The sequence below is a fragment of the Burkholderia sp. AU31624 genome (genome assembly GCF_020420065.1).
Taxonomy (GTDB): domain Bacteria; phylum Pseudomonadota; class Gammaproteobacteria; order Burkholderiales; family Burkholderiaceae; genus Burkholderia.
This window is the reverse complement of record NZ_JAIZRT010000004.1, coordinates 666,795-686,887: the sequence shown is the minus strand read 5'-3', so window position 1 is coordinate 686,887 and position 20,093 is coordinate 666,795. Positions and strand designations below refer to the sequence as shown.

20 protein-coding genes and 2 tRNA genes are annotated in these 20,093 nt (G+C 67.2%); 11 read left to right on the top strand and 11 right to left on the bottom strand.

Annotated elements, in window-relative coordinates; translation table 11 throughout:
- The first annotated feature begins 24 nt into the window (after window positions 1-24).
- The gene (gene lolA, locus LGM89_RS18330; RefSeq protein WP_089424729.1) at window positions 25-714 is read left to right on the top strand and encodes an outer membrane lipoprotein chaperone LolA; all 690 of its coding nucleotides are present in this window, start codon (window positions 25-27) and stop codon (window positions 712-714) included.
- 179 nt (window positions 715-893) lie between these two features.
- A complete protein-coding gene (locus LGM89_RS18325) occupies window positions 894-2,204 on the top strand; it encodes a replication-associated recombination protein A (RefSeq protein WP_046545133.1) in 1,311 nt (436 codons plus the stop codon).
- Between the two features lie 43 nt (window positions 2,205-2,247).
- Here the strand turns inward: LGM89_RS18325 and LGM89_RS18320 are convergent, their stop codons facing one another.
- Window positions 2,248-2,514 (bottom strand): DUF2164 domain-containing protein, encoded by a 267-nt coding sequence (locus tag LGM89_RS18320; RefSeq protein WP_047850576.1) that lies wholly within the window; start codon window positions 2,512-2,514, stop codon window positions 2,248-2,250.
- 263 nt (window positions 2,515-2,777) lie between these two features.
- On the opposite strand from LGM89_RS18320, the gene serS reads away from it, so the two are divergent.
- The 3 genes from serS (at window position 2,778) to LGM89_RS18305 (ending at window position 6,335) form a co-directional block, all read left to right on the top strand.
- Window positions 2,778-4,079 (top strand): serine--tRNA ligase, encoded by a 1,302-nt coding sequence (serS, locus tag LGM89_RS18315; protein WP_226273577.1) that lies wholly within the window; start codon window positions 2,778-2,780, stop codon window positions 4,077-4,079.
- A gap of 114 nt (window positions 4,080-4,193) precedes the next feature.
- Window positions 4,194-4,284: transfer RNA gene (locus LGM89_RS18310), tRNA-Ser, on the top strand.
- A 515-nt stretch (window positions 4,285-4,799) separates the two neighbouring features.
- A complete protein-coding gene (locus LGM89_RS18305) occupies window positions 4,800-6,335 on the top strand; it encodes a methyl-accepting chemotaxis protein (RefSeq protein WP_226273576.1) in 1,536 nt (511 codons plus the stop codon).
- Between the two features lie 102 nt (window positions 6,336-6,437).
- On the opposite strand, the gene LGM89_RS18300 is transcribed toward LGM89_RS18305, so the two are convergent.
- Window positions 6,438-7,598 (bottom strand): alkane 1-monooxygenase, encoded by a 1,161-nt coding sequence (locus LGM89_RS18300; RefSeq protein WP_089494279.1) that lies wholly within the window; start codon window positions 7,596-7,598, stop codon window positions 6,438-6,440.
- 464 nt (window positions 7,599-8,062) lie between these two features.
- On the opposite strand from LGM89_RS18300, the gene LGM89_RS18295 reads away from it, so the two are divergent.
- From LGM89_RS18295 to LGM89_RS18275, 5 genes are all read left to right on the top strand, one after another.
- Window positions 8,063-8,779 carry a GNAT family N-acetyltransferase gene (locus LGM89_RS18295; protein ID WP_226273575.1) on the top strand — a complete coding sequence of 239 codons (717 nt, stop codon included), beginning with the start codon at window positions 8,063-8,065 and terminating at the stop codon, window positions 8,777-8,779.
- 169 nt (window positions 8,780-8,948) lie between these two features.
- Window positions 8,949-9,734 (top strand): septum site-determining protein MinC, encoded by a 786-nt coding sequence (minC, locus tag LGM89_RS18290; protein WP_226273574.1) that lies wholly within the window; start codon window positions 8,949-8,951, stop codon window positions 9,732-9,734.
- A 59-nt stretch (window positions 9,735-9,793) separates the two neighbouring features.
- Entirely contained in the window at window positions 9,794-10,609 is an 816-nt protein-coding gene (minD, locus tag LGM89_RS18285; RefSeq protein ID WP_046545140.1) for a septum site-determining protein MinD, read from the top strand.
- 12 nt (window positions 10,610-10,621) lie between these two features.
- Window positions 10,622-10,876, top strand: coding sequence for a cell division topological specificity factor MinE (gene minE, locus LGM89_RS18280; RefSeq protein ID WP_006476634.1), 255 nt, complete (start codon window positions 10,622-10,624; stop codon window positions 10,874-10,876).
- Window positions 10,877-11,036: 160 nt separating this feature from the next.
- Window positions 11,037-11,438 carry a YXWGXW repeat-containing protein gene (locus tag LGM89_RS18275; protein ID WP_226273573.1) on the top strand — a complete coding sequence of 134 codons (402 nt, stop codon included), beginning with the start codon at window positions 11,037-11,039 and terminating at the stop codon, window positions 11,436-11,438.
- 116 nt (window positions 11,439-11,554) lie between these two features.
- On the opposite strand, the gene LGM89_RS18270 is transcribed toward LGM89_RS18275, so the two are convergent.
- The gene (locus tag LGM89_RS18270) at window positions 11,555-13,114 is read right to left on the bottom strand and encodes a chloride channel protein (RefSeq protein ID WP_226273572.1); all 1,560 of its coding nucleotides are present in this window, start codon (window positions 13,112-13,114) and stop codon (window positions 11,555-11,557) included.
- Between the two features lie 169 nt (window positions 13,115-13,283).
- Here LGM89_RS18270 and waaC point away from each other — a divergent pair, with 169 nt between their 5' ends.
- Window positions 13,284-14,282, top strand: coding sequence for a lipopolysaccharide heptosyltransferase I (gene waaC / locus LGM89_RS18265; protein WP_226273650.1), 999 nt, complete (start codon window positions 13,284-13,286; stop codon window positions 14,280-14,282).
- Window positions 14,283-14,301: 19 nt separating this feature from the next.
- Here waaC and LGM89_RS18260 read toward each other — a convergent pair whose 3' ends face one another.
- The 8 genes from LGM89_RS18260 to rdgB form a co-directional block, all read right to left on the bottom strand.
- The gene (locus LGM89_RS18260; protein ID WP_089494283.1) at window positions 14,302-14,481 is read right to left on the bottom strand and encodes a hypothetical protein; all 180 of its coding nucleotides are present in this window, start codon (window positions 14,479-14,481) and stop codon (window positions 14,302-14,304) included.
- A gap of 104 nt (window positions 14,482-14,585) precedes the next feature.
- Complete coding sequence (locus LGM89_RS18255; RefSeq protein ID WP_089494284.1) at window positions 14,586-15,896, bottom strand: MFS transporter; 1,311 nt, start codon at window positions 15,894-15,896, stop codon at window positions 14,586-14,588.
- A 293-nt stretch (window positions 15,897-16,189) separates the two neighbouring features.
- A complete protein-coding gene (locus LGM89_RS18250) occupies window positions 16,190-16,681 on the bottom strand; it encodes an energy transducer TonB (protein ID WP_089494285.1) in 492 nt (163 codons plus the stop codon).
- 335 nt (window positions 16,682-17,016) lie between these two features.
- Window positions 17,017-17,310, bottom strand: a complete 294-nt coding sequence (locus tag LGM89_RS18245; protein WP_089494286.1) for a hypothetical protein — start codon at window positions 17,308-17,310, stop codon at window positions 17,017-17,019.
- Between the two features lie 236 nt (window positions 17,311-17,546).
- Complete coding sequence (locus LGM89_RS18240) at window positions 17,547-17,942, bottom strand: hypothetical protein (RefSeq protein WP_089494287.1); 396 nt, start codon at window positions 17,940-17,942, stop codon at window positions 17,547-17,549.
- 142 nt (window positions 17,943-18,084) lie between these two features.
- Window positions 18,085-18,172, bottom strand: a tRNA-Ser gene (locus tag LGM89_RS18235).
- Between the two features lie 44 nt (window positions 18,173-18,216).
- Complete coding sequence (gene hemW, locus LGM89_RS18230) at window positions 18,217-19,431, bottom strand: radical SAM family heme chaperone HemW (protein WP_089455780.1); 1,215 nt, start codon at window positions 19,429-19,431, stop codon at window positions 18,217-18,219.
- 34 nt (window positions 19,432-19,465) lie between these two features.
- Window positions 19,466-20,092 (bottom strand): RdgB/HAM1 family non-canonical purine NTP pyrophosphatase, encoded by a 627-nt coding sequence (rdgB, locus tag LGM89_RS18225; protein ID WP_089494288.1) that lies wholly within the window; start codon window positions 20,090-20,092, stop codon window positions 19,466-19,468.
- Window position 20,093 lies beyond the last annotated feature (1 nt).

The window sequence follows — 20,093 nt, the reverse complement described above, 5'->3', positions numbered from 1 at the left end:
GCCACCCAGGGAGAAAACCGCAATATGCAGCAACATTCGTTCGCAATGTCCCTTCGTTCGACGCGGCGCTGGCTCGGCGCGGCGCTCGCCGGCGCGTCGCTGATGCTCGCGGCGACGCACGCGTTCGCGGGCGGCACCGAGCAACTGAAGGCGTTCGTGTCGCAGGTGCGTTCGGCGAAGGGCGACTTCACGCAGCAGATCGTCAAGGCTCCGGCGAAGGGCGCGAGCGCTGCGCAGGCCGTGCCGAAGCCCACCGACAATTCGAGCGGCACGTTCGTGTTCGCGCGTCCGGGCAAGTTCATCTGGACGTACCAGAAGCCGTACCAGCAGGTGCTGCAGGCCGACGGCGACAAGCTCTACGTGTACGACCGCGACCTGAACCAGGTCACCGAGCGCAAGCTGAACGGCGCGCTGGGCGCGAGCCCTGCCGCGATCCTGTTCGGCAGCAACGATCTGGAGAAGAACTACACGCTGCGCGATGCCGGTGAAAAGGGCGGCATCGAGTGGCTCGAAATGCTGCCGAAGGCGCAGGACACGCAGTTCCAGCGGATCGGCATCGGCTTCAAGAACGGCACGCTCGCCGCGATGGAACTGCACGACGTGTTCGGCAACGTCACGCTGCTGACGTTCACGAACATCCAGACCAATCCGCCGCTGAAGGGCGATACGTTCAAGTTCGTCGTGCCGAAGGGCGCCGACGTGATTACCGGCTGACCGGCGCCCGCGCGCCGCTGTTTCACCGAAGGGCCTGCCGGAGACGGCAGGCCCTTGTTGTTTCTGGGTGCCGGGCGCGGGCACCCGGCACCGGGCGCGGCGGTGCTTTCGCGCGGCTGTCATAATGTCGGGTCCGGCGGCCGGTTCGGCCGCCATTGTTTGATGTGGAGCGAGGGTTCATGTCCGACCTGTTTCAAGTCGAGCCGCGCCGCCCGCTCGCCGAGGCGCTGCGGCCGAAGACGCTCGCCGAGGTGATCGGCCAGACGCATTTGCTGGGCGAAGGCAAGCCGCTGCGGCTCGCGTTCGAATCGGGCAAGCCGCATTCGATGATCCTGTGGGGGCCGCCCGGCGTCGGCAAGACGACGCTCGCACGGCTCACCGCGCTCGCGTTCGACTGCGAGTTCATCGCGCTGTCCGCGGTGCTCGGCGGCGTGAAGGACATCCGCGAGTCGATGGAGCAGGCGAAGGACACGCTGAACCGCACCGGCCGCCACACGATCCTGTTCGTCGACGAGATCCACCGCTTCAACAAGGGGCAGCAGGACGCGTTGCTGCCGTTCGTCGAGTCGGGGCTCGTGACCTTCATCGGCGCGACGACCGAGAACCCGAGCTTCGAGGTCAACTCGGCGTTGCTGTCGCGTGCGCAGGTGTACGTGCTGAAGTCGCTGGACGACGACGAGATGCGCCAATTGCTGAAGCGCGCACAGGAAATCGCACTCGACGGCCTGTCGTTCGACGACAAGGCGGTCGATACGCTGGTCGGCTATGCGGACGGCGACGCGCGGCGCTTCCTGAACCTGCTCGAGCAGGCGCAGACGGCGGCCACGTCGGCCGGCACCGCGACGATCGACGCCGAATTCGTCAGCAGCGCGATGACGCTGAACGCACGGCGCTTCGACAAGGGCGGCGACAACTTCTACGACCAGATCTCGGCGCTGCACAAGTCGGTGCGCGGTTCGAGCCCGGACGGCGCGTTGTACTGGTTCTGCCGGATGATCGACGGCGGCGCGGATCCGAAGTATCTCGCGCGGCGGATCGTGCGGATGGCGTGGGAGGACATCGGCCTCGCCGATCCGCGCGCGCTGCAGATGGCGAACGACGCGGCCGAAACCTACGAGCGCCTCGGCTCGCCGGAAGGCGAGCTCGCGCTCGGGCAGGCGGTGATCTATCTCGCGTGCGCGGCGAAGAGCAACGCGGGCTACAACGCGTTCAACCAGGCGATGGCGTTCGTGAAACAGGACAAATCGCGCGAGGTGCCCGTGCATCTGCGCAACGCGCCGACCAAGCTGATGAAGGAGCTCGGCTACGGTCACGCCTACCGTTACGCGCACGACGAGCCGAATGCGTATGCGGCCGGCGAGACGTACCTGCCGGACGGGATGCGCGAGCCGCGCTGGTACAAGCCGGTGCCGCGCGGGCTCGAATCGAAGATCGCCGACAAGCTCGCGTGGCTGCGCGAACTCGACCGCGAGGCCGGCAAGAAGGACTGAGCGGGCACCGTCCGGCGCGGCCTGCGCCGGTGCCGCGAACGCGTCAGCGCTTGCGGGCCGGCTGCTTCTTCCAGTAGCCGAACGGCTCCTGATGGCACTCGATGTCGAGTTCGGTGACGCGGGCGTGCAGGCTCTGCTGCGCATCCGCGATCGCGAGGTTGTAGATCGCGGGCGCGATTTCCTCGACGAAGAAGTGCAGCAGGGCACCCGCCTGGATGTTGCCGATCGGCTCATCCATGTTTTCCGTGAAATAGCGTTGCAGCGACGCGATCGCGCGGTCGCGTACGTCCTTCTCCAGTTCGATGGCCATCGGGGTCCTTGAGTCGTTGTGACGGGGGGCGCGTGCCGCGTTCGATGCGTTGCGGCGGGCACGCCCGGGTGTTTCGCGAACCGCGGCGCGTCGATGCCGCGCGATTTCGCGGGCGCCGACGGGCGGACCGGCAATGCGATACTGCCATGGCCGTCGCGCCACGGTCATCGCCCGTTTGCAGCATTGTCCGTCCGGCCAGTGCCGTGGCGGCCTCGCGGTGCGTTAGAATTCCCGTCTTACACAACGATTCTCCAAGTCCTCCCATGCTCGACATCCAGTTGCTGCGCAAAGACCTCGACGGCGTCGCCCAGCGCCTCGCCGATCGCGGCTACACCCTCGACATCGCCGCCTTCTCCGCGCTCGAAGCGGAACGCCGCGCGATCCAGACCCGCACCGAAGAGCTCCAGGCGCGCCGCAACAGCCTGTCGAAGCAGATCGGCGCGATGAAGGGGAAGGGCGAGGACACGTCGGCCGTGATGGCCGAGGTCGGCGGGATCGGTGATGAAATGAAGGCGGGAGAAGCCAAGCTCGGCGAGATCCAGGCGCGCCTGTCCGACCTGATGCTGGGCATGCCGAACGTCGCGCATGAAAGCGTGCCGGTCGGCAAGGACGAAGCCGACAACGTCGAGGTGCGCCGCTGGGGCACGCCGCGCCAGTTCGATTTCGAGGTGAAGGATCACGTCGACGTCGGCACGCCGCTCGGCCTCGATTTCGAGACCGGCGCGAAGCTCGCCGGCGCGCGCTTCACGATGCTGCGCGGCTCGATCGCACGCCTGCACCGCGCGCTCGCGCAGTTCATGATCGACACGCACACGCAGCAGCACGGCTATACCGAGACGTATACGCCGTACATCGTGAACCCCGAGATCCTGTATGGCACGGGCCAGCTGCCGAAGTTCGCGGACGACATGTTCCGCGTCGAGAAGGGCGGCGAGGACAACAAGGTCACGCAATACCTGATCTCCACGTCGGAAATCTCGCTGACGAACACCGTGCGCGAGTCGATCGTCGACGCGTCCGCACTGCCGATCAAGCTGACCGCGCATTCCCCGTGCTTCCGCTCGGAAGCCGGTTCGTACGGACGCGACACGCGCGGCATGATCCGTCAGCACCAGTTCGACAAGGTCGAGATGGTGCAGGTCGTCGCGCCGGAAACGTCGTACGCCGCGCTCGACGAGATGGTTGGCCACGCGGAAGCGATCCTGCAGAAGCTCGGCCTGCCGTACCGCGTGATCACGCTGTGCACGGGCGACATGGGTTTCTCGGCCGCGAAGACGTTCGACCTCGAAGTGTGGCTGCCTGCTCAGAACACCTATCGCGAGATCTCGAGCTGCTCGAACACCGAAGCGTTCCAGGCGCGCCGGATGCAGGCGCGTTTCCGCAACGCGCAGGGCAAGCCGGAGCTCGTGCATACGCTGAACGGTTCGGGTCTCGCCGTCGGCCGCACGCTCGTCGCGGTGCTGGAGAACTACCAGAACGCGGACGGCTCGGTCACGGTGCCGGAAGTGCTGCGCCCATACATGGGCGGCATCGAGCGTATCGACGCGCCGGCACAGGCGTCGTAACGCGGCCTTCAAAGCCTTCGCAAAAAAATTGCAGAAAGGGCTTGTCAGCTACGAAGCGATCGTCTTATAATCTTTTTCTCGCGGAAACGACCAGCCGCGAGGTGCAGCAAGGAAGGAGAGGTGGCAGAGTGGTCGAATGTACCTGACTCGAAATCAGGCGTACGGTTTCCCCGTACCGTGGGTTCGAATCCCACCCTCTCCGCCAAAATACGAAGCCCCTTGATCCGGAAGGATCAAGGGGTTTTTCGTTTTGGGTTCGCGGTGCGTGCGTCGAGTCGCAAGCCGTTGTCGTGGCAACAGCTCGACCTTCGGCAACTCGGATCGTGCAGATGCGGGGGCGCCCACCGCATGCATGATCGTGCCACGTCCTCGATACAGCCGCGCTGAATGGCAAACGCAGCATCGATCGTGCTGAATGCCGCGATGATCGTGCCGACGCCGGCCCGAGGTGGCCGCTCCGCTGCCTGTCCCACGTGATCGCGAGGATCGTACTCGGCGTGCCGTCGATCGTCGTCGTGCGCCGCTGGATGGCGGGCCCGCCGCAGGGGCGCGACAATCGGGCCGCGCGCCACGCATCTCAGCGCACTGGCCGGCCACGATACGTGCGTCCGGCCTTTGCCGCTTTCCTCTGCTTTAAGCCCGCGCTTGCCGCGCCGTTAACACGGGGCGGCGGCCGGCGCTCGTGCCGGATCGCCTCGTTCCCCGTCGATTCAAGGTTCCATGAAGCTGAGCTACAAGATTCCCCTCGCATTCGCCGTCGCGCTACTGCTGATGTTCTGTGGCGCGCTGTACGGTATCCACATTCTCAATCGGTCGATCGATACGTTTGCCGAAGACGTGCAGACGAACGTCGGCGACGAACGGCTCGTGTCGGCCACGCTCGTGCAGTTCAAGCTGCAGGTTCAGGAATGGAAGGACACGCTGTTGCGCGGCAAGCAGCCCGACAAGCTCGACAAGTATTGGCAGGCTTTCCAGACGCGCGAGCGGACGGTCGATACGCTCGCCGCGCAGCTCGTTCACCAGTTGCCGCCTGGCGAGAGCCGCTCGCTCGTCGAGCAGTTCATGCGCGCGCACACGGCGATGGGCGACGGCTACCGGCGCGGGTTCGACGCGTTCAAGGCGGCCGGCTTCGAGCCGTCGGCGGGCGATGCCGCGGTGGCGGGCGTGGACCGCGAGCCGGCGGCGCTGCTGGAGCGGGCCGCGAAGTCGATCGCCGACGAGAGTGCCGCGGTGTCGGCGCAGGCAAGCCGCGATGCGCAGCACGCCACGACCGCGAGCCTCGTGCTGATGCTGGTCGTGCTCGGCGTCGCGATGGTCGGCGCATTCCTGTTCAGCCGCGCGATCCTGCGTCCGCTCGACCGTGCGGTGGCGTGTGCGCAGGCCGTCGCCGAAGGCGACCTGACGCGCGACGTCGACGCGGCCGGCCGCGACGAGATCGCCGATCTGCTGCGCGCGTTGCAGACGATGCAGACGAGCCTGTCGGGCGTCGTGCTCGAAGTGCGTACGCATGCCGAAGCCGTCGCGACGGCGAGCGCCCAGATCGCGTCGGGCAATCACGACCTGTCGGCGCGGACCGAGGCGCAGGCCGCGTCGCTCGAGGAGACGGCCGCCAGCATGACCGAACTCACCGGCATCGTCCGCCAGTCGGCCGAGCACGCGCAGCACGCGGCGCAACTGGCGCACGATGCGTCGAACATCGCGGCGGCGGGCGGCGGCGTGATGACGGATGCCGTCGGCACGATGAACGGCATTGCCGACAGCTCCGCCGAGGTCGGCGAGATCATCGCAGTGATCGACGGCATCGCGTTCCAGACCAACATCCTCGCGCTGAACGCAGCGGTCGAGGCGGCTCGCGCGGGCGAACAGGGGCGCGGCTTCGCGGTCGTCGCGGCGGAGGTGCGCACGCTCGCGCAGCGCAGCGCCGCCGCGGCGAAGGAGATCAAGGGGCTCATCGAGCAGTCGACGAGGCGGGTCGACGAGGGCGCCGTGCTGATCGGCCGGGCGGGCGAATCGATTCACGAGATCGTCGGCGCGGTGCAGCGCGTCACGACGATCGTCGGCGAGATCTCGTCCGCGTCGCAGGAGCAGAGCGGCGGCATCCAGCAGGTGAACATCGCGGTGACGCAGATGGACGAAGCGACGCAGCGCAACGCGGCGCTCGTCGAGCAGGCCTCGGCCGCGACGCAGGCGCTGGCCGAGCAGGCGAGCGCGCTGCGGCATGCGGTGGCCGTGTTCAGGCTGCCGGAAATGGCGTGACGGCGGCCGCCGTCGCGCCGGTCTTCGATGGAACCGGGGCCGCCGCAGCGCCGGCTTTCAGCGGCGCACCTGCGCCGATCGACCGCGGCCCGTCCCCCGCGGTCACGCCGCGGCCGGATATTGCGCGAGCACGCGGGCGCGGATCGACGGCTTGATGTTCGATTGCGCCATGTTGCCACCATAGTGCGCGACGACGCGCGGATTCATCACGCGATACCAGAGCGGCGGCACGTACGCGAACAGGATCATCGTCGCGTAGCCTGCCGGCAGTTGCGGCGCATCGTCGAAGTGGCGCAGCGCCTGGTACGAGCGCGTCGGATTCGCGTGATGGTCGGCGTGCCGCTGCAACTGGTACAGGAACAGGTTGGTGACGACGTGATTGCTGTTCCACGAATGCTGCGGCGTGCAGCGTTCGTAGCGGCCGTTCGGCAGCTTGCGGCGGCCGAGCCCGTAATGCTCGACGTAGTTCACGACTTCGAGCAGCGACGCGCCGTAGACGGCCTGAATCACGAGGAACGGAATCACGACCTTGCCGGCCATCGCGATCGCGATGCCCCACACGACGACGGTCATCGCCCACGCGTGCAGCACCTCGTTGCGCCACGTCCACGGCGAATGCCCGAGCCGTTCGAGGCGGGCCTTCTCGAGCCGCCACGCCGAGCGGATACTGCCGGTCACGGTGCGCGGCAGGAAGGCCCAGAACGATTCGCCGTAGCGCGCGCTCGCCGGGTCCTCCGCCGTCGCGACGCGGACGTGGTGCCCGCGGTTGTGCTCGACATAGAAGTGGCCGTATGCGACCGGCGCGAGCGTGATCTTCGCGAGCCAGCGCTCGAAGCGGTTGGTCTTGTGCCCGAGTTCGTGCGCGGTATTGATCGAGATGCCCGTCGCGGCGCCGAGCGACAGCGCGAAGCCGACGTAGTCGTACCAGGCGAGCGCATGCGTGCCGACGATCCAGACGCACGCGAAGAACGCGACGTATTCGACGAGCGTCGCGAGATAGACGATCAACCGGTAGTAGCGCTCCCGTTCGAGGTGCGGCACGACGTCCTCGGGCGGGTTGTCGCGATCGTCGCCGATCAGCGTGTCGAGGATCGGGATCACGCCGAACGCGAACAGCGGGCCGAACCACCAGAACACGTGCAGGCCCGTCGACAGCGCGAGCTGGGCGGCGAGGATCGGCAGCGTGATCGTCAGCGCGCCGAGCAGCCACAGGTAACGCTTGCCATCCGACCAGCCCGAAGCCGATCCGTGGGTCATTGCCATTGTCTCCCTCCTGCCGGCCCGCCCGAGGGGGCCGCCGGTACGGTTGTTCGAATTCTCGTGGGCCCGCGAAGCACGCGCGGTCGAGCCGGATCGTCACCCGGTTCTGCCTGTTATACGACCCAGGCGCACGCTTGCCAAACTCCGGCACTAGGCGCGCGGCTCCAAACGGACGGGCGTGTGCGGCGCAGGCAGGGAAGGGCCCGCGCACGCTGATTGAAACATGCGGCGAACGCCGGATCGACCCGTACGGCCGAGCGGTTCGTCAGACGGATGGCGTGTCGTGACGCGTGCGGATGTCGGCGCCACGGATCCGCAACAAATGTTGCAATGCAATATTGAGAGGACGGCAGGTGCTCGTGATATCTATTCCCGGGGTCGCCAATCTTACGGATCATTACGGCTTTCGCGTTGAAATCCACGGGGTCTGACGGGCAACTGCCGCATGTCGCAAGGCGAGTGCCGGCATGCGTCGAACGAGGCTGCCGCAACCGTCTTTCGGCGGCACGCATCGGCATGGCGATGCTGCACCTGCACACGAACGGGCCGACTGGCCGCCGGCGGTGCGTGCTGCCTTTCGATTCGCGCTGTCATTTGAAAATTACGATTTGACTCATGCCCCGCTTTCGGTTGAAGCTAGTAGCTTGCTGTCCGAAGGGGGCTGTGCCTGCATGAGTTCGACCTTGACCGTTCGTCGTATCGTTGCCGACCAGGGCGGCGTGTATCGCGAACTCCGCGCCGCATCGCTGCGCGAGCCCTACGCGCCCGGCGAAGCGCCGGAGGCCGAATTGCTGAACGTCGAAACGGACGCGGCGTCGGCGATTGCCGCGCAGCGCGCCGTGTCCGACGAGTCGACGACTTTCCTGCTGTATACCGAAGGCCATCCGGCCGGCATGATCGGCGCGTATTTCGACAATACGCCCGATCGGCGCGCGTTCGTCAGCGAGCTGTGGGTGGCGCATGCGGTGCGTCATCTGCGCGGCGGCGTGCTGCTGCTGGAGACGGCCACCGCCTGGCTCGCCGAGCGCGGTGCCCAGGACGTCTACGCGTGGATTGCCGATGCGAACCGCAACGCGATCCGCTTCTACGAGCGGGCGGGGTTCGGCAATACCGGCGAACACGCGCCGATCGCACGGATGCCCGGCGCGATGAAATCGCTGTACGTATCGCAGATGAAGCACTGACGTGACGTCAGAAAGCGGGCCGTTCGGCGCGATGAGGATCGGGTCGCCCGCTTGCCTGCCCGCCTGCCGGTTGCGCGCCCGCCCGGGCCGCCGCCACCCGGTTCCCCAAAAATAATGGCCGCGCGCGTGGACGCCTGTAAAATACGCAAAAAATTTTTGCAGAGTGTCCATGTCGCTTAAAAAATCGCCATTCTTCGAGCTGCGCAGCGGATCGGTCGATACGTTGCTGTTCACCGTGAAGACGACCGATCTCGATGCGTTGCGTACCGAACTGGTCAAGCGCTTCGAAGCGACTCCCGAGTTTTTCGCCGACGATGTCGTCGCGATCGACGTCCGCCGCCTGGCTGACGGCGAACGCGTCGCGCTCGCGGACATCCGCCAGATGCTGAACGACGTGCGGATGCGTCCGGTGGGCGTCGTCGCACTGGCAACGCAGGGCTGGGCGGGGGAAGCCGGCCTGCCGTTGCTGGAGGCGCGCGATCGCCGCGCGCCGGCCGCGAAACCTGCCGACGAAGCGGAACCGGCGGCAGTGCCAGCCGTCGAGCCCGCCACCGCTGCGGCAGCCGCAGCGGCGCCCGAACAGCCGTCGGATCCCGCGCCGACGCCCGTGCAGGCCGGCGGCCAGACGCTCGTGATCGACCGGCCGTTGCGTTCGGGGCAGCAGATTTACGCGAAAGGAGACCTCGTGGTGCTCGCGCCGGTCAGTCACGGCGCGGAGATCATCGCGGAAGGCAATATCCACATCTACGCGCCGTTGCGCGGCCGCGCACTCGCGGGCGTGCACGGCAATCACGACGCGCGCATTTTCTGCACGTGTCTCGAGCCGGAACTGATTTCGATCGCGGGTATCTATCGAACAACCGAGAACCCGTTGCCCGCCGAAGTACTGGGCAAATCGGTGCAGATCCGGCTCGAAGAGGAAAAACTGATGATCGAACCGCTGCGCCTGACGTAAAACACGCGGAGCGCTCCGGATCGATCGGCTCTCATTGACGAACACAGGGTATTGGGTAAATGGCAAAAATCATCGTGGTGACCTCGGGCAAGGGCGGCGTGGGCAAGACGACGACGAGCGCGAGCTTTGCGTCCGGTCTCGCGCTGCGCGGCCACAAGACGGCCGTGATCGACTTCGACGTCGGCCTGCGCAACCTCGATCTCATCATGGGCTGCGAGCGCCGCGTGGTGTACGACCTCGTGAACGTGATCCAGGGCGAAGCGAACCTGAACCAGGCGCTGATCAAGGACAAGAAGTGCGAGAACCTGTTCATCCTGCCCGCGTCGCAGACGCGCGACAAGGATGCGCTCACGCGTGACGGCGTCGAGAAGGTGCTGAACGATCTGGTCGCGATGGACTTCGAATACATCGTCTGCGATTCGCCGGCCGGTATCGAGGCGGGCGCACTGCACGCGATGTACTTCGCGGACGAAGCGCTGATCGTCACGAACCCGGAAGTGTCGTCGGTGCGTGACTCGGATCGCATTCTCGGCATCCTGTCGTCGAAGACGAAGCGCGCGACCGAAGGCAAGGATCCGATCAAGGAACACCTGCTGATCACGCGCTACAGCCCGAAGCGCGTCAGCGAAGGCGAGATGCTGTCGCTCGAGGACATCAGCGAGATCCTGCGCATCAAGCTGATCGGCGTGGTGCCCGAGTCGGAAGCCGTGCTGCATGCATCGAACCAGGGTCTGCCGGCCGTCCATATCGACGGTACCGACGTCGCGGAAGCGTACAAGGACGTCGTCGCGCGTTTCCTCGGCGAAGACAAGCCGCTGCGCTTCACTGATTACCAGAAGCCGGGCCTGCTGCAGCGCCTCTTCGGCAGCAAGTAACGGAGGCCGCCCATGTCCATCCTTTCGTTTCTCCTCGGCGAGAAGAAAAAGTCCGCGTCGGTCGCGAAGGAGCGCCTGCAGCTCATCATCGCGCACGAGCGCGTCGGCGGCCGGCCGCCGGCCGATTATCTGCCGGCGCTGCAGAAGGAGCTGGTCGCGGTCATCTCGAAGTACGTCCATATTTCGGACGATGACATCCGCGTGAGCCTCGAGCGCCAGGACGATCTCGAAGTCCTCGAAGTGAAGATCGAGATTCCGCAAGCCTGACCGTTGCGGGTATCCCTCCGCACGGCGGCACTCGCCGCCGTGCGCGTCTTACGCCCTGTTGCACTTTCGGGCATGCCGTAACACGGCGTCTGTCGGCCGTTACCGCGCCTCCCGCATTGAACGAATACGCTCGCGTAACTTGTTCAACCAGGAGGTTGTGATGGCTGTCTCTACCGTTCAACGTCGTATCGTTTCGCTCGCATTGCTTGCCGCGAGCCTGTCAGCCGTCGTCGCGCCGCTTGCCGCACACGCGGACGAGATTCTCGTCGGCACCCCCGTGATCGTGCCGCAGGGCCGCATGGTCGTCGCCGAGCCGGTCGCCGTGCGCACCGAGGAAGTCGTGATCGTCGCGCCGAACGCACCGCCGCCGGAGCGCTACGAGGTCGTGCCGGCCTCGCGCGTGGGCTACGTGTGGGATCGCGGGCACTGGCACTGGGAGCATGGGCGCTACGTGTGGATCGGCGGCCACTGGGAAGCCGAGCGCGTCGGCATGCAATGGGTGCCGGGCCACTGGGACCAGCGTGGTCCGAACTGGTTCTGGACTCGTGGCCACTGGGCGTGATGGAGGCGGACGATGAAACGAACCGCAATCGCCATCGCGCTCGTCGCGATCACGCTGGCCGGGTGCATCGTCGTGCCGGCGCGGCCCGTGTACTACCGGCCGGCGCCCGTCGTGATCTATTGAGCGTCGCGCGGGCCGGACTGTGCCGGGGCGTGCGTCCCGGCTGCGGCCGGCTCGCCGTCGTGCGGCGCCGGTGCATGGGCCGCGTCCTCGGCCGGCGCGGTGGCGGGGGACGCTTCGTCGCCCGTGCCGCCTTCGTCGCGCAGCGTGTCGAGCGGATCGGCGGGCGCCGCGGCCGCATCCTGCGGCTCGGTGATGCCGGTTGCCGCCGTCGCGCTCGCCGCGGTTGCCGCAGCCGGTTCGGCGGCTGTGACGGGCGGCGCGAGATAGCGCAGCGCGAGCGTCTCGTAGAGCGGCGGCGCGAAGACGCGCGACACGCGGCTCGACACCAGCGCGGTGGCCATCAGCGAAATCACGAGCGCGTGACCGTTGATCATCTCCATCACGATCACGAACGACGTGATCGGCGACTGCGTGACGGCCGCCATGTAGCCGACCATCGCGAGCGCGATCAGCATCGGCAGGCTCATGTTGCTGAACACGATATGCAACAGGTTGCCGAACCCGGCGCCGATCGACAGCGACGGCGCGAAGATCCCGCCCGGGATGCCCGGCAGGTACGACGCCACCATCGAAATCATCTTCAGGAACGGATAGAAAACCGACAGGTGCTGGCTGCCGTCGAGCAGGCCGCGCGCCTCGGCATAGCCGCTGCCGAAGGTCGTGCCGCCCGATACGAGGCCGACGACGGCGATTGCGAAGCCGCACAGTGCGGCGAACGTTATCGGCCGCTCGCGATACAGGCCCAGCAACTGCGCGGGCAGCCAGCGTCCCGTGTTGAGCAGCAGCCAGCAGAACACGCCGCCTGCGATCCCCGTGACGATCGCGGTGACCAGCACGGCGAGCGCGAGCAGTTTCGGGAAATGGGGGCCGGCATCGATCGTGCCGAAGTACGTGTAGTTGCCGTTCAGGCCGAGCGCGACGACGCCGGCGAGGATGATCGCGGTGATCAGCACGCCGCTGGCGCGCGCGGAGAAGCTGCGCGTCAGCTCCTCGATCGCGAACACGATCCCGGCGAGCGGCGTATTGAACGCGGCCGACAGCCCGGCCGCCGCGCCGGCGAGCACCAGTTGGCGTTCGATCTGCGCGTTCGAGCGCGGGTAGAAGCGTCGCAGGTTGAACATCAGCGCCGCGCCGACCTGTACGGTCGGCCCTTCGCGGCCGATCGTGAAGCCGCCCAGAATGCCGAGGAACGACACCAGCACCTTGCCGAACAGGATGCGCAGCGTCAGCAGCCGGGAGCCGAACGCGCTCGGGCGCGCATGCAGCGTCGCGATCACCTGCGGGATGCCGCTGCCCTCGGCGCCGCGGAAGAAGCGCCGCGTGATCCATACCGACAGCGCGGCGATGGCCGGCGTCAGCAGCAGCGGCAGCCACGCGGCGTGATCGCGCATCGTGCGGAAGGTTTCGTAACCCCAGTCGATCAGACGCGCGTAAAGTACGGCCGCGAGGCCGACGACGATCGCACCGAGCCAGAAAACGCCATACTGGCGCCAGATCCTCAGCGAACGACGGGTGAGGGCGGGAAACAGGGCGGGAAGAGCGGGGCGTGGCATCGGCGCGGGCCGGCAGGCAAAGATCGAATTATAAAAAGAACCGGATGCGGGCGGGGAGCGAGAATGTTCCTGAAAGGAGATGCATTTTGTTGCAAAAGTAATTTCACGTAATGTCTGCGCATGTAACCATCGTGAGCATGCCAAATTGACTGGCTTATCTCCACACATCGTGAAACGTATTCTCATCGTGAAAGTGACGTCGCTCGGCGACGTTGTCCAGACGCTACCCGTCGTCGCGGATCTGCATCGCGCCTTTCCCGGCGTAACGGTCGACTGGGCAGTGGATGAATCGTGCGCGGAGGTCGTGCGCTGGCATCCGGGCGTCAGCCGTGTCCTGTGCGCGCCGCTGCGCCGTTTCAAGAAGATGCGCAATCGTGGCGACCTGAAGGCGATCACGGCGTCGATCGGCGCGCTGCGGGCGCATCGCTACGATGCGGTGATCGATCTGCACGGCGTCTACAAGAGCGCGATCATTTCGGCGCTCGCGCGCGCCGCGCGCCGCGTCGGCTACCAGACGCAGGATCTCGGCGAAACGGGCGCACGCTTCGCGTATTCGCATCGCTTCGGCCCGCGGCCGGACTGCGACGCGTGGCACGGGATGCGCGTGAGCGCCGGCGAGGCGCTCGGCTATGTGCCTGAAGGTATCGCCACGTACGGCATCGTTCCGCCCCGGGACGTGAACCTGCCGGCTGCCGTGACCGATGGCGCCCCATTCATGCTGCTGTTCCATGCGACGTCCAACCCCGACAAGAAATGGCCGGCCGACCACTGGGCCGCGCTCGCCACGCAGATGATGGCGCGTGGCGTACGCGTGCTGTTGCCGTGGGGATCGGCTGCCGAGCATGGCGATGCGCAGGACATAGCCGCACGCGCGCCGGGTGCGGTCGTGCTGCCCGCGATGACGGTGCGCGAGCTCGGTGCGGCGCTCGGCCGGGCTGCGCTCGTGGTGGGGGTCGATACGGGGTTCGTACACATGGCGCACGCGCTGCAGCGGCCGACCGTGATGATTTTCGTCGCGACGTCGCGCCATCATTGCGGCATCGGCGGCGCGCCGAATGCGCTGTCGATCGGCGAGCCGGGCACGATGCCGTCGGTCGACGAGGCGCTGGACGCGATCGATACGGTCAGCCCGGCCTATGGCGCGCTGCGCGCGCGGCTGACCGCCTGACGAGGTGGGGCGCGGTGGTTCAGGCGAGCAGCGCCTCGACCGTGAGGACGGCGGCGACGGCCGCCAGATTCGCCAGCAGCGCCTCGAACACGAGGCCGCGCCAGGTCTGCGGCCGGAAGCGCATCGCGAGCAGGATCGCGCCACCCAGCGCGAGTGCGAGGATCAGGACGAGATCGGCATTGCCGAGGCGGATGTGCATGGCGGCGGCTCCTTCGGGGCGGGATCCCGGGGGCGCGCAGCGGCGCACCCAGGATCGAGTATAGGCAGCGCCGGCCCGCGCACAACCCGGGTCGCCCCGGAGTCTCAGACGAGCGATGCGTCGCGCGTCTCGCGCATCAGCAGCACGCCGATCAGGCTGATTGCCGCCGCAACCGATACATAACCGCCGACCCACGACAGCCCGCCGCGCGCCGCCAGCAGTTGCGCGATATACGGCGCGATCGACGCGCCGAGGATCCCGCCGAGGTTGTACGCGACGCCCGCGCCCGTGTAGCGGACGTTGGTCGGGAACAGCTCCGGCAGCAGCGCGCCCATCGGCGCGAACGTCACGCCCATCAGGAACAGCTCGATCGTCAGGAACAACGCGACGAGCGGCATGGAGCCGCTGCCGAGCAGCGGCTCCATCGCAAAACCCGACAGCAGTGCGGCGATCGCGCCCACGACGAGCACCGGCTTGCGGCCGAAGCGGTCCGATGCCCACGCGGACAGCGGCGTCGCGAGTCCCATGAACACGACCGCGAAACACAGCAGGCCGAGGAAACTCTGGCGCGGAATATGCAGCGCCGACACGCCGTAGGACAGCGAGAACACCGTCGAGATGTAGAACAGCGTGTAGCAGACGACCATGGCGAGCGCACCGAGCAGCGTTGGCCGCCAGTGTTGCGTGAGCAGCGTCGCGACCGGCACGCGCACGCGCTCGTTGCGATCGAGCGCGGCCTGGAATGCGGGTGTTTCGGTGATCTTGAGCCGCACGTACAGGCCGAGTGCGACGAGCACCGCACTGACCAGGAACGGGATGCGCCAGCCCCAGCTGCGGAACTGCTCGTCCGACAGCGACAGCGCAAGCGCGAAGAACAGTCCGTTCGACATCAGGAAGCCAACCGATGGCCCGAGCTGCGGGAACATCCCGAACCAGCCGCGCTTGCCCTGCGGCGCGTGCTCGGTCGCGAGCAGCGCGGCGCCGCCCCATTCGCCGCCAAGGCCGATCCCCTGGCCGAAGCGCAGCACGCACAGCAGCACCGGCGCGAGCGCGCCGATCGCGTCGTAGCCGGGCACGAAGCCGATGGCGGTGGTGGATACGCCCATCACGAGCAGCGATGCGACGAGCGTCGACTTGCGGCCGATGCGGTCGCCGAAGTGCCCGAACAGGAACGAGCCGATCGGGCGAGCGATGAACGCGATGCCGAACGTGACGAAGGCGGACAGCGCCTGGGCGGTCGCGGACCCGTGCGGGAAGAACACGGGGCCGATGACGAGCGCGGCGGCCGTTGCGTATACGTAGAAATCGTAGAACTCGATCGCGGTGCCGATGAAGCTGGCGAACACGATGCGCCGGTGGCTGACGGCGCCGGCCGAACCGGTTGCGTGTGCAACGGTCGGGGGGGATGCGGACATGGATGTCTCCGTTTTGTCGTTGGGGCGGTCGGCTGAGCGTGCGGTCGGGCAGGCGGATGCCTGCCGGGGGCAGCCGAGCGGATGATGCGGTGGCGGCGTGGACGCGCGCCGTGGCGCGGACGTCACCCGCCGGTCGACGATGGAGACGGGTACGTCGCCGCCGCCCGGTGCCGGCGTGGTCGGCTCGCATGCCGGGTGCGGCGCGCGAACGCGCGCGCGGCGTGATGGCCGCGCGATTGCGGAAAATTATAGCCAGCGCCGCCGCGCACCGGCAATCGCGGGGCGGCGACCGGTCAGTCGATCGATTGCGCCTGCGCCGACGCGGTGCTTTGCAACTGGAAGTGGCCGTCGTCGTTGAAGAGCCAGCCTTCCATCAATTCGAGCCGGCCGTTGCCGTCGAGCAGTCGCGACGGTGGCGGTGGCAGCGGCGCCGAGCGGCGCAGCGACGCGAGCGCGAGTGCTTCCGCTTCGCTGTCGCCGTTGCTGCGATAGACGGACGCGTTGACGAGCCGGCCGCTGCCATCGACGGTGAAGGCCACGACGACGAGCGAGCGGAGCATGGCCTGTGGTATGCCGTGCAGCATGCCGGACGGATTGCGTTCGGCGACACGCTGCGCGACTTCGACGCGGTACTGGTCGAGGCTGCCGCTGCGGGTGATCGACGGAACCGTCAGGATCGAGTGCAGCGACGGAGGCGGCGTGATCGTGCACGCCGCGAGCATGGCGACGACGGCCAGCGCAACTGCACGCAGCCGGTCGACATGCAAACGGGGAAGAGGGCGCATGGGAGGCTAGCCGGAAGTGACTATAAAAAAATGATAGGCGCACGGACGCGGGCCGATATCGGGAGAAACGCATAAGGGGCGATGCCGGATGTTGCGATCGCTGATGACGAGACGGCGTGCGCTCGCGCAGCGCGGTGTGACGTGACATATGACAGCACGCTCGCGTGGCTGCCGCACGTGTGCATCCCGGCGTGCCTGTTGCAAGGTTGAAAGAAACGCGAGGAACGCGAGTGGCACGCAGGCGCGTGGCGAGGAGCCGGCGCGTGTGCAGCGGATCGCGGCAGGCAGCACCACGGGCGCGCCCGCGCCATCTTCGGCGATGCGTGCGGCCCGGTTCAGAAGCCGTGCGTGACGAGTGACAGGATCGACAGGTCGGGGTGCGTGCCGTCGATGATGCTCTTGCCGATGTGCACGGCTTCGTGGACGGCTTCATCGAGGCTCGCGAAGCTTTCCTCGCCGTCCGCATGGAAGGGCACCGCGTGGCCGGGCAATGCGGGATTCGCGCCCGGATGGCACACGTAACCGGTATAGGTGTAGCGCGTGTCGCTGCCGGGCACGACGGCCGGCACGACATGGATCTCGAAGCCTTCGTAATCGACGTGTTCCGCCGGTGTCGACAGTTCGGTCATGGCGATCTCCGTGTACCGCACGCAGGGGTGGCGCGCGCGGCATCGAGTACGCGGCGGCGGTCGTGTCGCCGTGATGATCGAATTCTAGGTGATCGAGCGGCCGGCCGGGAGGGTGGCTTCCGGCGCGCTGCGATGCGATGGCGGGCCGCTGCCGGTGCCCGCAGCTCAGGGGCCGCGCGAGGGCCGGCGCGAACGCCCGTGCCGTTTCGGCGGACGGGCTCGCGCGCGGCGCTGCATCATTGCTTGCAGCGCGCGTCCTTGCGCTGCACGACGATGATCACCGGGTATTTCTGGCCGTGATCAAGCTCCACGCGCGCCACGACGGTCAGCGTCGCCGGATCGGAATCGTCGTACACGCTGACCTGTTCGTTCCTGAGGTAGGTCACGCCGGTGCAGTTCGACGTGCGTCCATCGTCGCCCACCTTGCACTGGAGGTCGTTGTCCTTCACGTAGTTGTAGGGCGACGGGCTCGCGAGGTATTCGCTCAGGCCGCGCGGCGAACCGCCGACGCCCGTCACGTAGGCGATCGCGCACGACGCTTGCGCGTCACTGCCGGCGGCGGTGTCGGCCGTCGCCGGCGTGCTGACGGCAACCAGCAGTGCGGCGAGCGACGGGGCGATGAAGGGCTTCATGACGTGGGTTTCCCGTTTCGCGAATCGGAGCGCCGGATTGTAACGGCATCCGGCGTGACGCGTCGGAACGTGGGGGAGGGGCGCGCGCGGACCAACAAAAAACCCCGTCATTCGGTGAATGGACGGGGTTTGGCGAACTTCCTGGCGGAAGCGGTGAGATTCGAACTCACGGACAGTTTCCCGTCGCCGGTTTTCAAGACCGGTGCCTTAAACCGCTCGGCCACGCTTCCACACGAGGCGGCATTGTAACCGAAATGCCGCGTGGTTCATCCCTTCAATCGTCGCGCAGGAACAATTCCTGCAGGTCGTTGAGGAAACGCTGGCCCAGCGGCGTCGGCGCGATCTGCGCGAAATCGCGCGCGATCAGCCCGCGCCGTTCCGCTTCCTGCAGCGCCGGCTCGATCGTGCTCATCGGCAGGCCCGTGCGTTCGGCGAAGCTGTGCACGGGGAAGCCCTCGACGAGCCGCAGCGTGTTCAGCATGAACTCGAACGGCAGGTCGCGCGCGCCGACTTCACGCTCTTCCTGCACGGCCGTGCCCGCCATCGCCTGCTCGATGAAGGTCGCCGGATGCTTGTAGCGTGCCTGCCGCAGGATCCGGTTCGGGAACGACAGCTTCGTGTGTGCGCCCGCACCGATCCCGAGATAGTCGCCGAAGCGCCAGTAGTTCAGGTTGTGCTTGCACTGATGATTCGGCTTCGCATACGCGGACACTTCGTAGCGCCCGTAACCGGCCTCGGCCGTGCGCGCGTGAATCCATTCCTGCATGTCCGCCGACGCGTCGTCGTCGGGCACGACCGGCGGGAACTTCGCGAACAGCGTATTCGGCTCGAGCGTCAGGTGATACAGCGACAGATGCGGCGGCGCGTACGACAGCGCGGTCTCGATGTCGGTGCGGCATTCGTCGAGCGTCTGGTTCGGCAGCGCGAACATCAGGTCGAGGTTGAAGTTGTCGAAGTTCTTCGCGGCGATCTCGACCGCGGCGCGTGCCTGCGTCGTGTCGTGAATCCGGCCGAGCGCCTTCAGGTGCGTTTCGTTGAAGCTCTGGATGCCGACCGACAGGCGATTCACGCCACTCGCGCGGAACTGCGCGAACTTCGCGGCCTCGAACGTGCCCGGATTTGCCTCGAGCGTGATCTCGGCATCGGCGTCGAGCGGCAGCAGCGCACGCACGTCGGACAGCATCCGGTCGAGGCCGGCCGCCGACAGCAGGCTCGGCGTGCCGCCGCCGATGAATACCGTATGCACCTGGCGGCCCCATACGAGCGGCAGCGCCTGCTCGAGATCGGCGCGCAGCGCGTCGAGATACTCGGTTTCCGGAAACCGTTCGCCCTTCCACTCGTGCGAATTGAAATCGCAGTACGGGCACTTGCGCACGCACCACGGGAAATGCACGTACAGCGCGAGCGGCGGCAGCGACGTGAGCCGCACCTGGCCGGGCGACGTGAAGGTCGCGACGACGCGCGCGCCGGTTTGCGCGGCCTGGCTCATGCGACCTCCGCTGGCGAACGGGTATCGGGCGTGCTCATGCTTCCTCCGCGAGCCGCGCCAGCAGCGCCTTCAGCGCCAGCGCGCGATGGCTGTGCGTGTTCTTCACGGCCGGCTCGAGTTCGGCGGCCGTCGCGCCGAGCGACGGCAGGTAGAAATACGGGTCGTAGCCGAATCCGTGCTCGCCGCGCGGCGTGTCGACGATCTCGCCCGCCCAGCGTCCTTCGGCGAACAGCGGCTCGGGGTCGTCCGCATGGCGCACGAGCGCGAGCACGCAGCAGTAGTATGCGCGCCGGTCGTCGACGCCGCGCAGCCGCTCGACGAGATACGCGTTGTTCGCCGCGTCGCCCTTGTCACGGCCCGCGCGCTGCGCGTAGCGTGCCGAATAGACGCCCGGCGCGCCGCGCAGCACGCGCACGCACAGGCCCGAATCGTCAGCGATCGCCGGCAGCCCGGTGAGCCGCGACGCGTGGCGTGCCTTCGTCAGCGCATTCTCGATGAAGGTGCCGAACGGTTCCTCCGCTTCCGGCACGGCAAGGTCGCCCTGCGGGACGATCTCGATGCCGACCGTCGAGAACAGCGCGGTGAATTCGCGCAGCTTGCCCGCGTTGTTCGACGCGAGAACGATGCGCGACAGCGGCGCGGTGGTGTGGTCGTCCGGCATG

Coding starts and splice junctions, on each gene's coding strand:
- LGM89_RS18320 (WP_047850576.1), bottom strand. CDS start 2,514: ATGGCCATCGAACTGGAGAAGGACGTACGCGACCGCGCGATCGCGTCG.
- LGM89_RS18305 (WP_226273576.1), top strand. CDS start 4,800: ATGAAGCTGAGCTACAAGATTCCCCTCGCATTCGCCGTCGCGCTACTG.
- LGM89_RS18240 (WP_089494287.1), bottom strand. CDS start 17,942: ATGAAGCCCTTCATCGCCCCGTCGCTCGCCGCACTGCTGGTTGCCGTC.
- minD (WP_046545140.1), top strand. CDS start 9,794: ATGGCAAAAATCATCGTGGTGACCTCGGGCAAGGGCGGCGTGGGCAAG.
- lolA (WP_089424729.1), top strand. CDS start 25: ATGCAGCAACATTCGTTCGCAATGTCCCTTCGTTCGACGCGGCGCTGG.
- LGM89_RS18260 (WP_089494283.1), bottom strand. CDS start 14,481: ATGCACATCCGCCTCGGCAATGCCGATCTCGTCCTGATCCTCGCACTC.
- LGM89_RS18250 (WP_089494285.1), bottom strand. CDS start 16,681: ATGCGCCCTCTTCCCCGTTTGCATGTCGACCGGCTGCGTGCAGTTGCG.
- minC (WP_226273574.1), top strand. CDS start 8,949: ATGTCGCTTAAAAAATCGCCATTCTTCGAGCTGCGCAGCGGATCGGTC.
- rdgB (WP_089494288.1), bottom strand. CDS start 20,092: ATGCCGGACGACCACACCACCGCGCCGCTGTCGCGCATCGTTCTCGCG.
- minE (WP_006476634.1), top strand. CDS start 10,622: ATGTCCATCCTTTCGTTTCTCCTCGGCGAGAAGAAAAAGTCCGCGTCG.
- LGM89_RS18275 (WP_226273573.1), top strand. CDS start 11,037: ATGGCTGTCTCTACCGTTCAACGTCGTATCGTTTCGCTCGCATTGCTT.
- LGM89_RS18300 (WP_089494279.1), bottom strand. CDS start 7,598: ATGGCAATGACCCACGGATCGGCTTCGGGCTGGTCGGATGGCAAGCGT.
- LGM89_RS18325 (WP_046545133.1), top strand. CDS start 894: ATGTCCGACCTGTTTCAAGTCGAGCCGCGCCGCCCGCTCGCCGAGGCG.
- LGM89_RS18245 (WP_089494286.1), bottom strand. CDS start 17,310: ATGACCGAACTGTCGACACCGGCGGAACACGTCGATTACGAAGGCTTC.
- LGM89_RS18255 (WP_089494284.1), bottom strand. CDS start 15,896: ATGTCCGCATCCCCCCCGACCGTTGCACACGCAACCGGTTCGGCCGGC.
- LGM89_RS18270 (WP_226273572.1), bottom strand. CDS start 13,114: ATGCCACGCCCCGCTCTTCCCGCCCTGTTTCCCGCCCTCACCCGTCGT.
- serS (WP_226273577.1), top strand. CDS start 2,778: ATGCTCGACATCCAGTTGCTGCGCAAAGACCTCGACGGCGTCGCCCAG.
- LGM89_RS18295 (WP_226273575.1), top strand. CDS start 8,063: ATGCGTCGAACGAGGCTGCCGCAACCGTCTTTCGGCGGCACGCATCGG.
- hemW (WP_089455780.1), bottom strand. CDS start 19,431: ATGAGCCAGGCCGCGCAAACCGGCGCGCGCGTCGTCGCGACCTTCACG.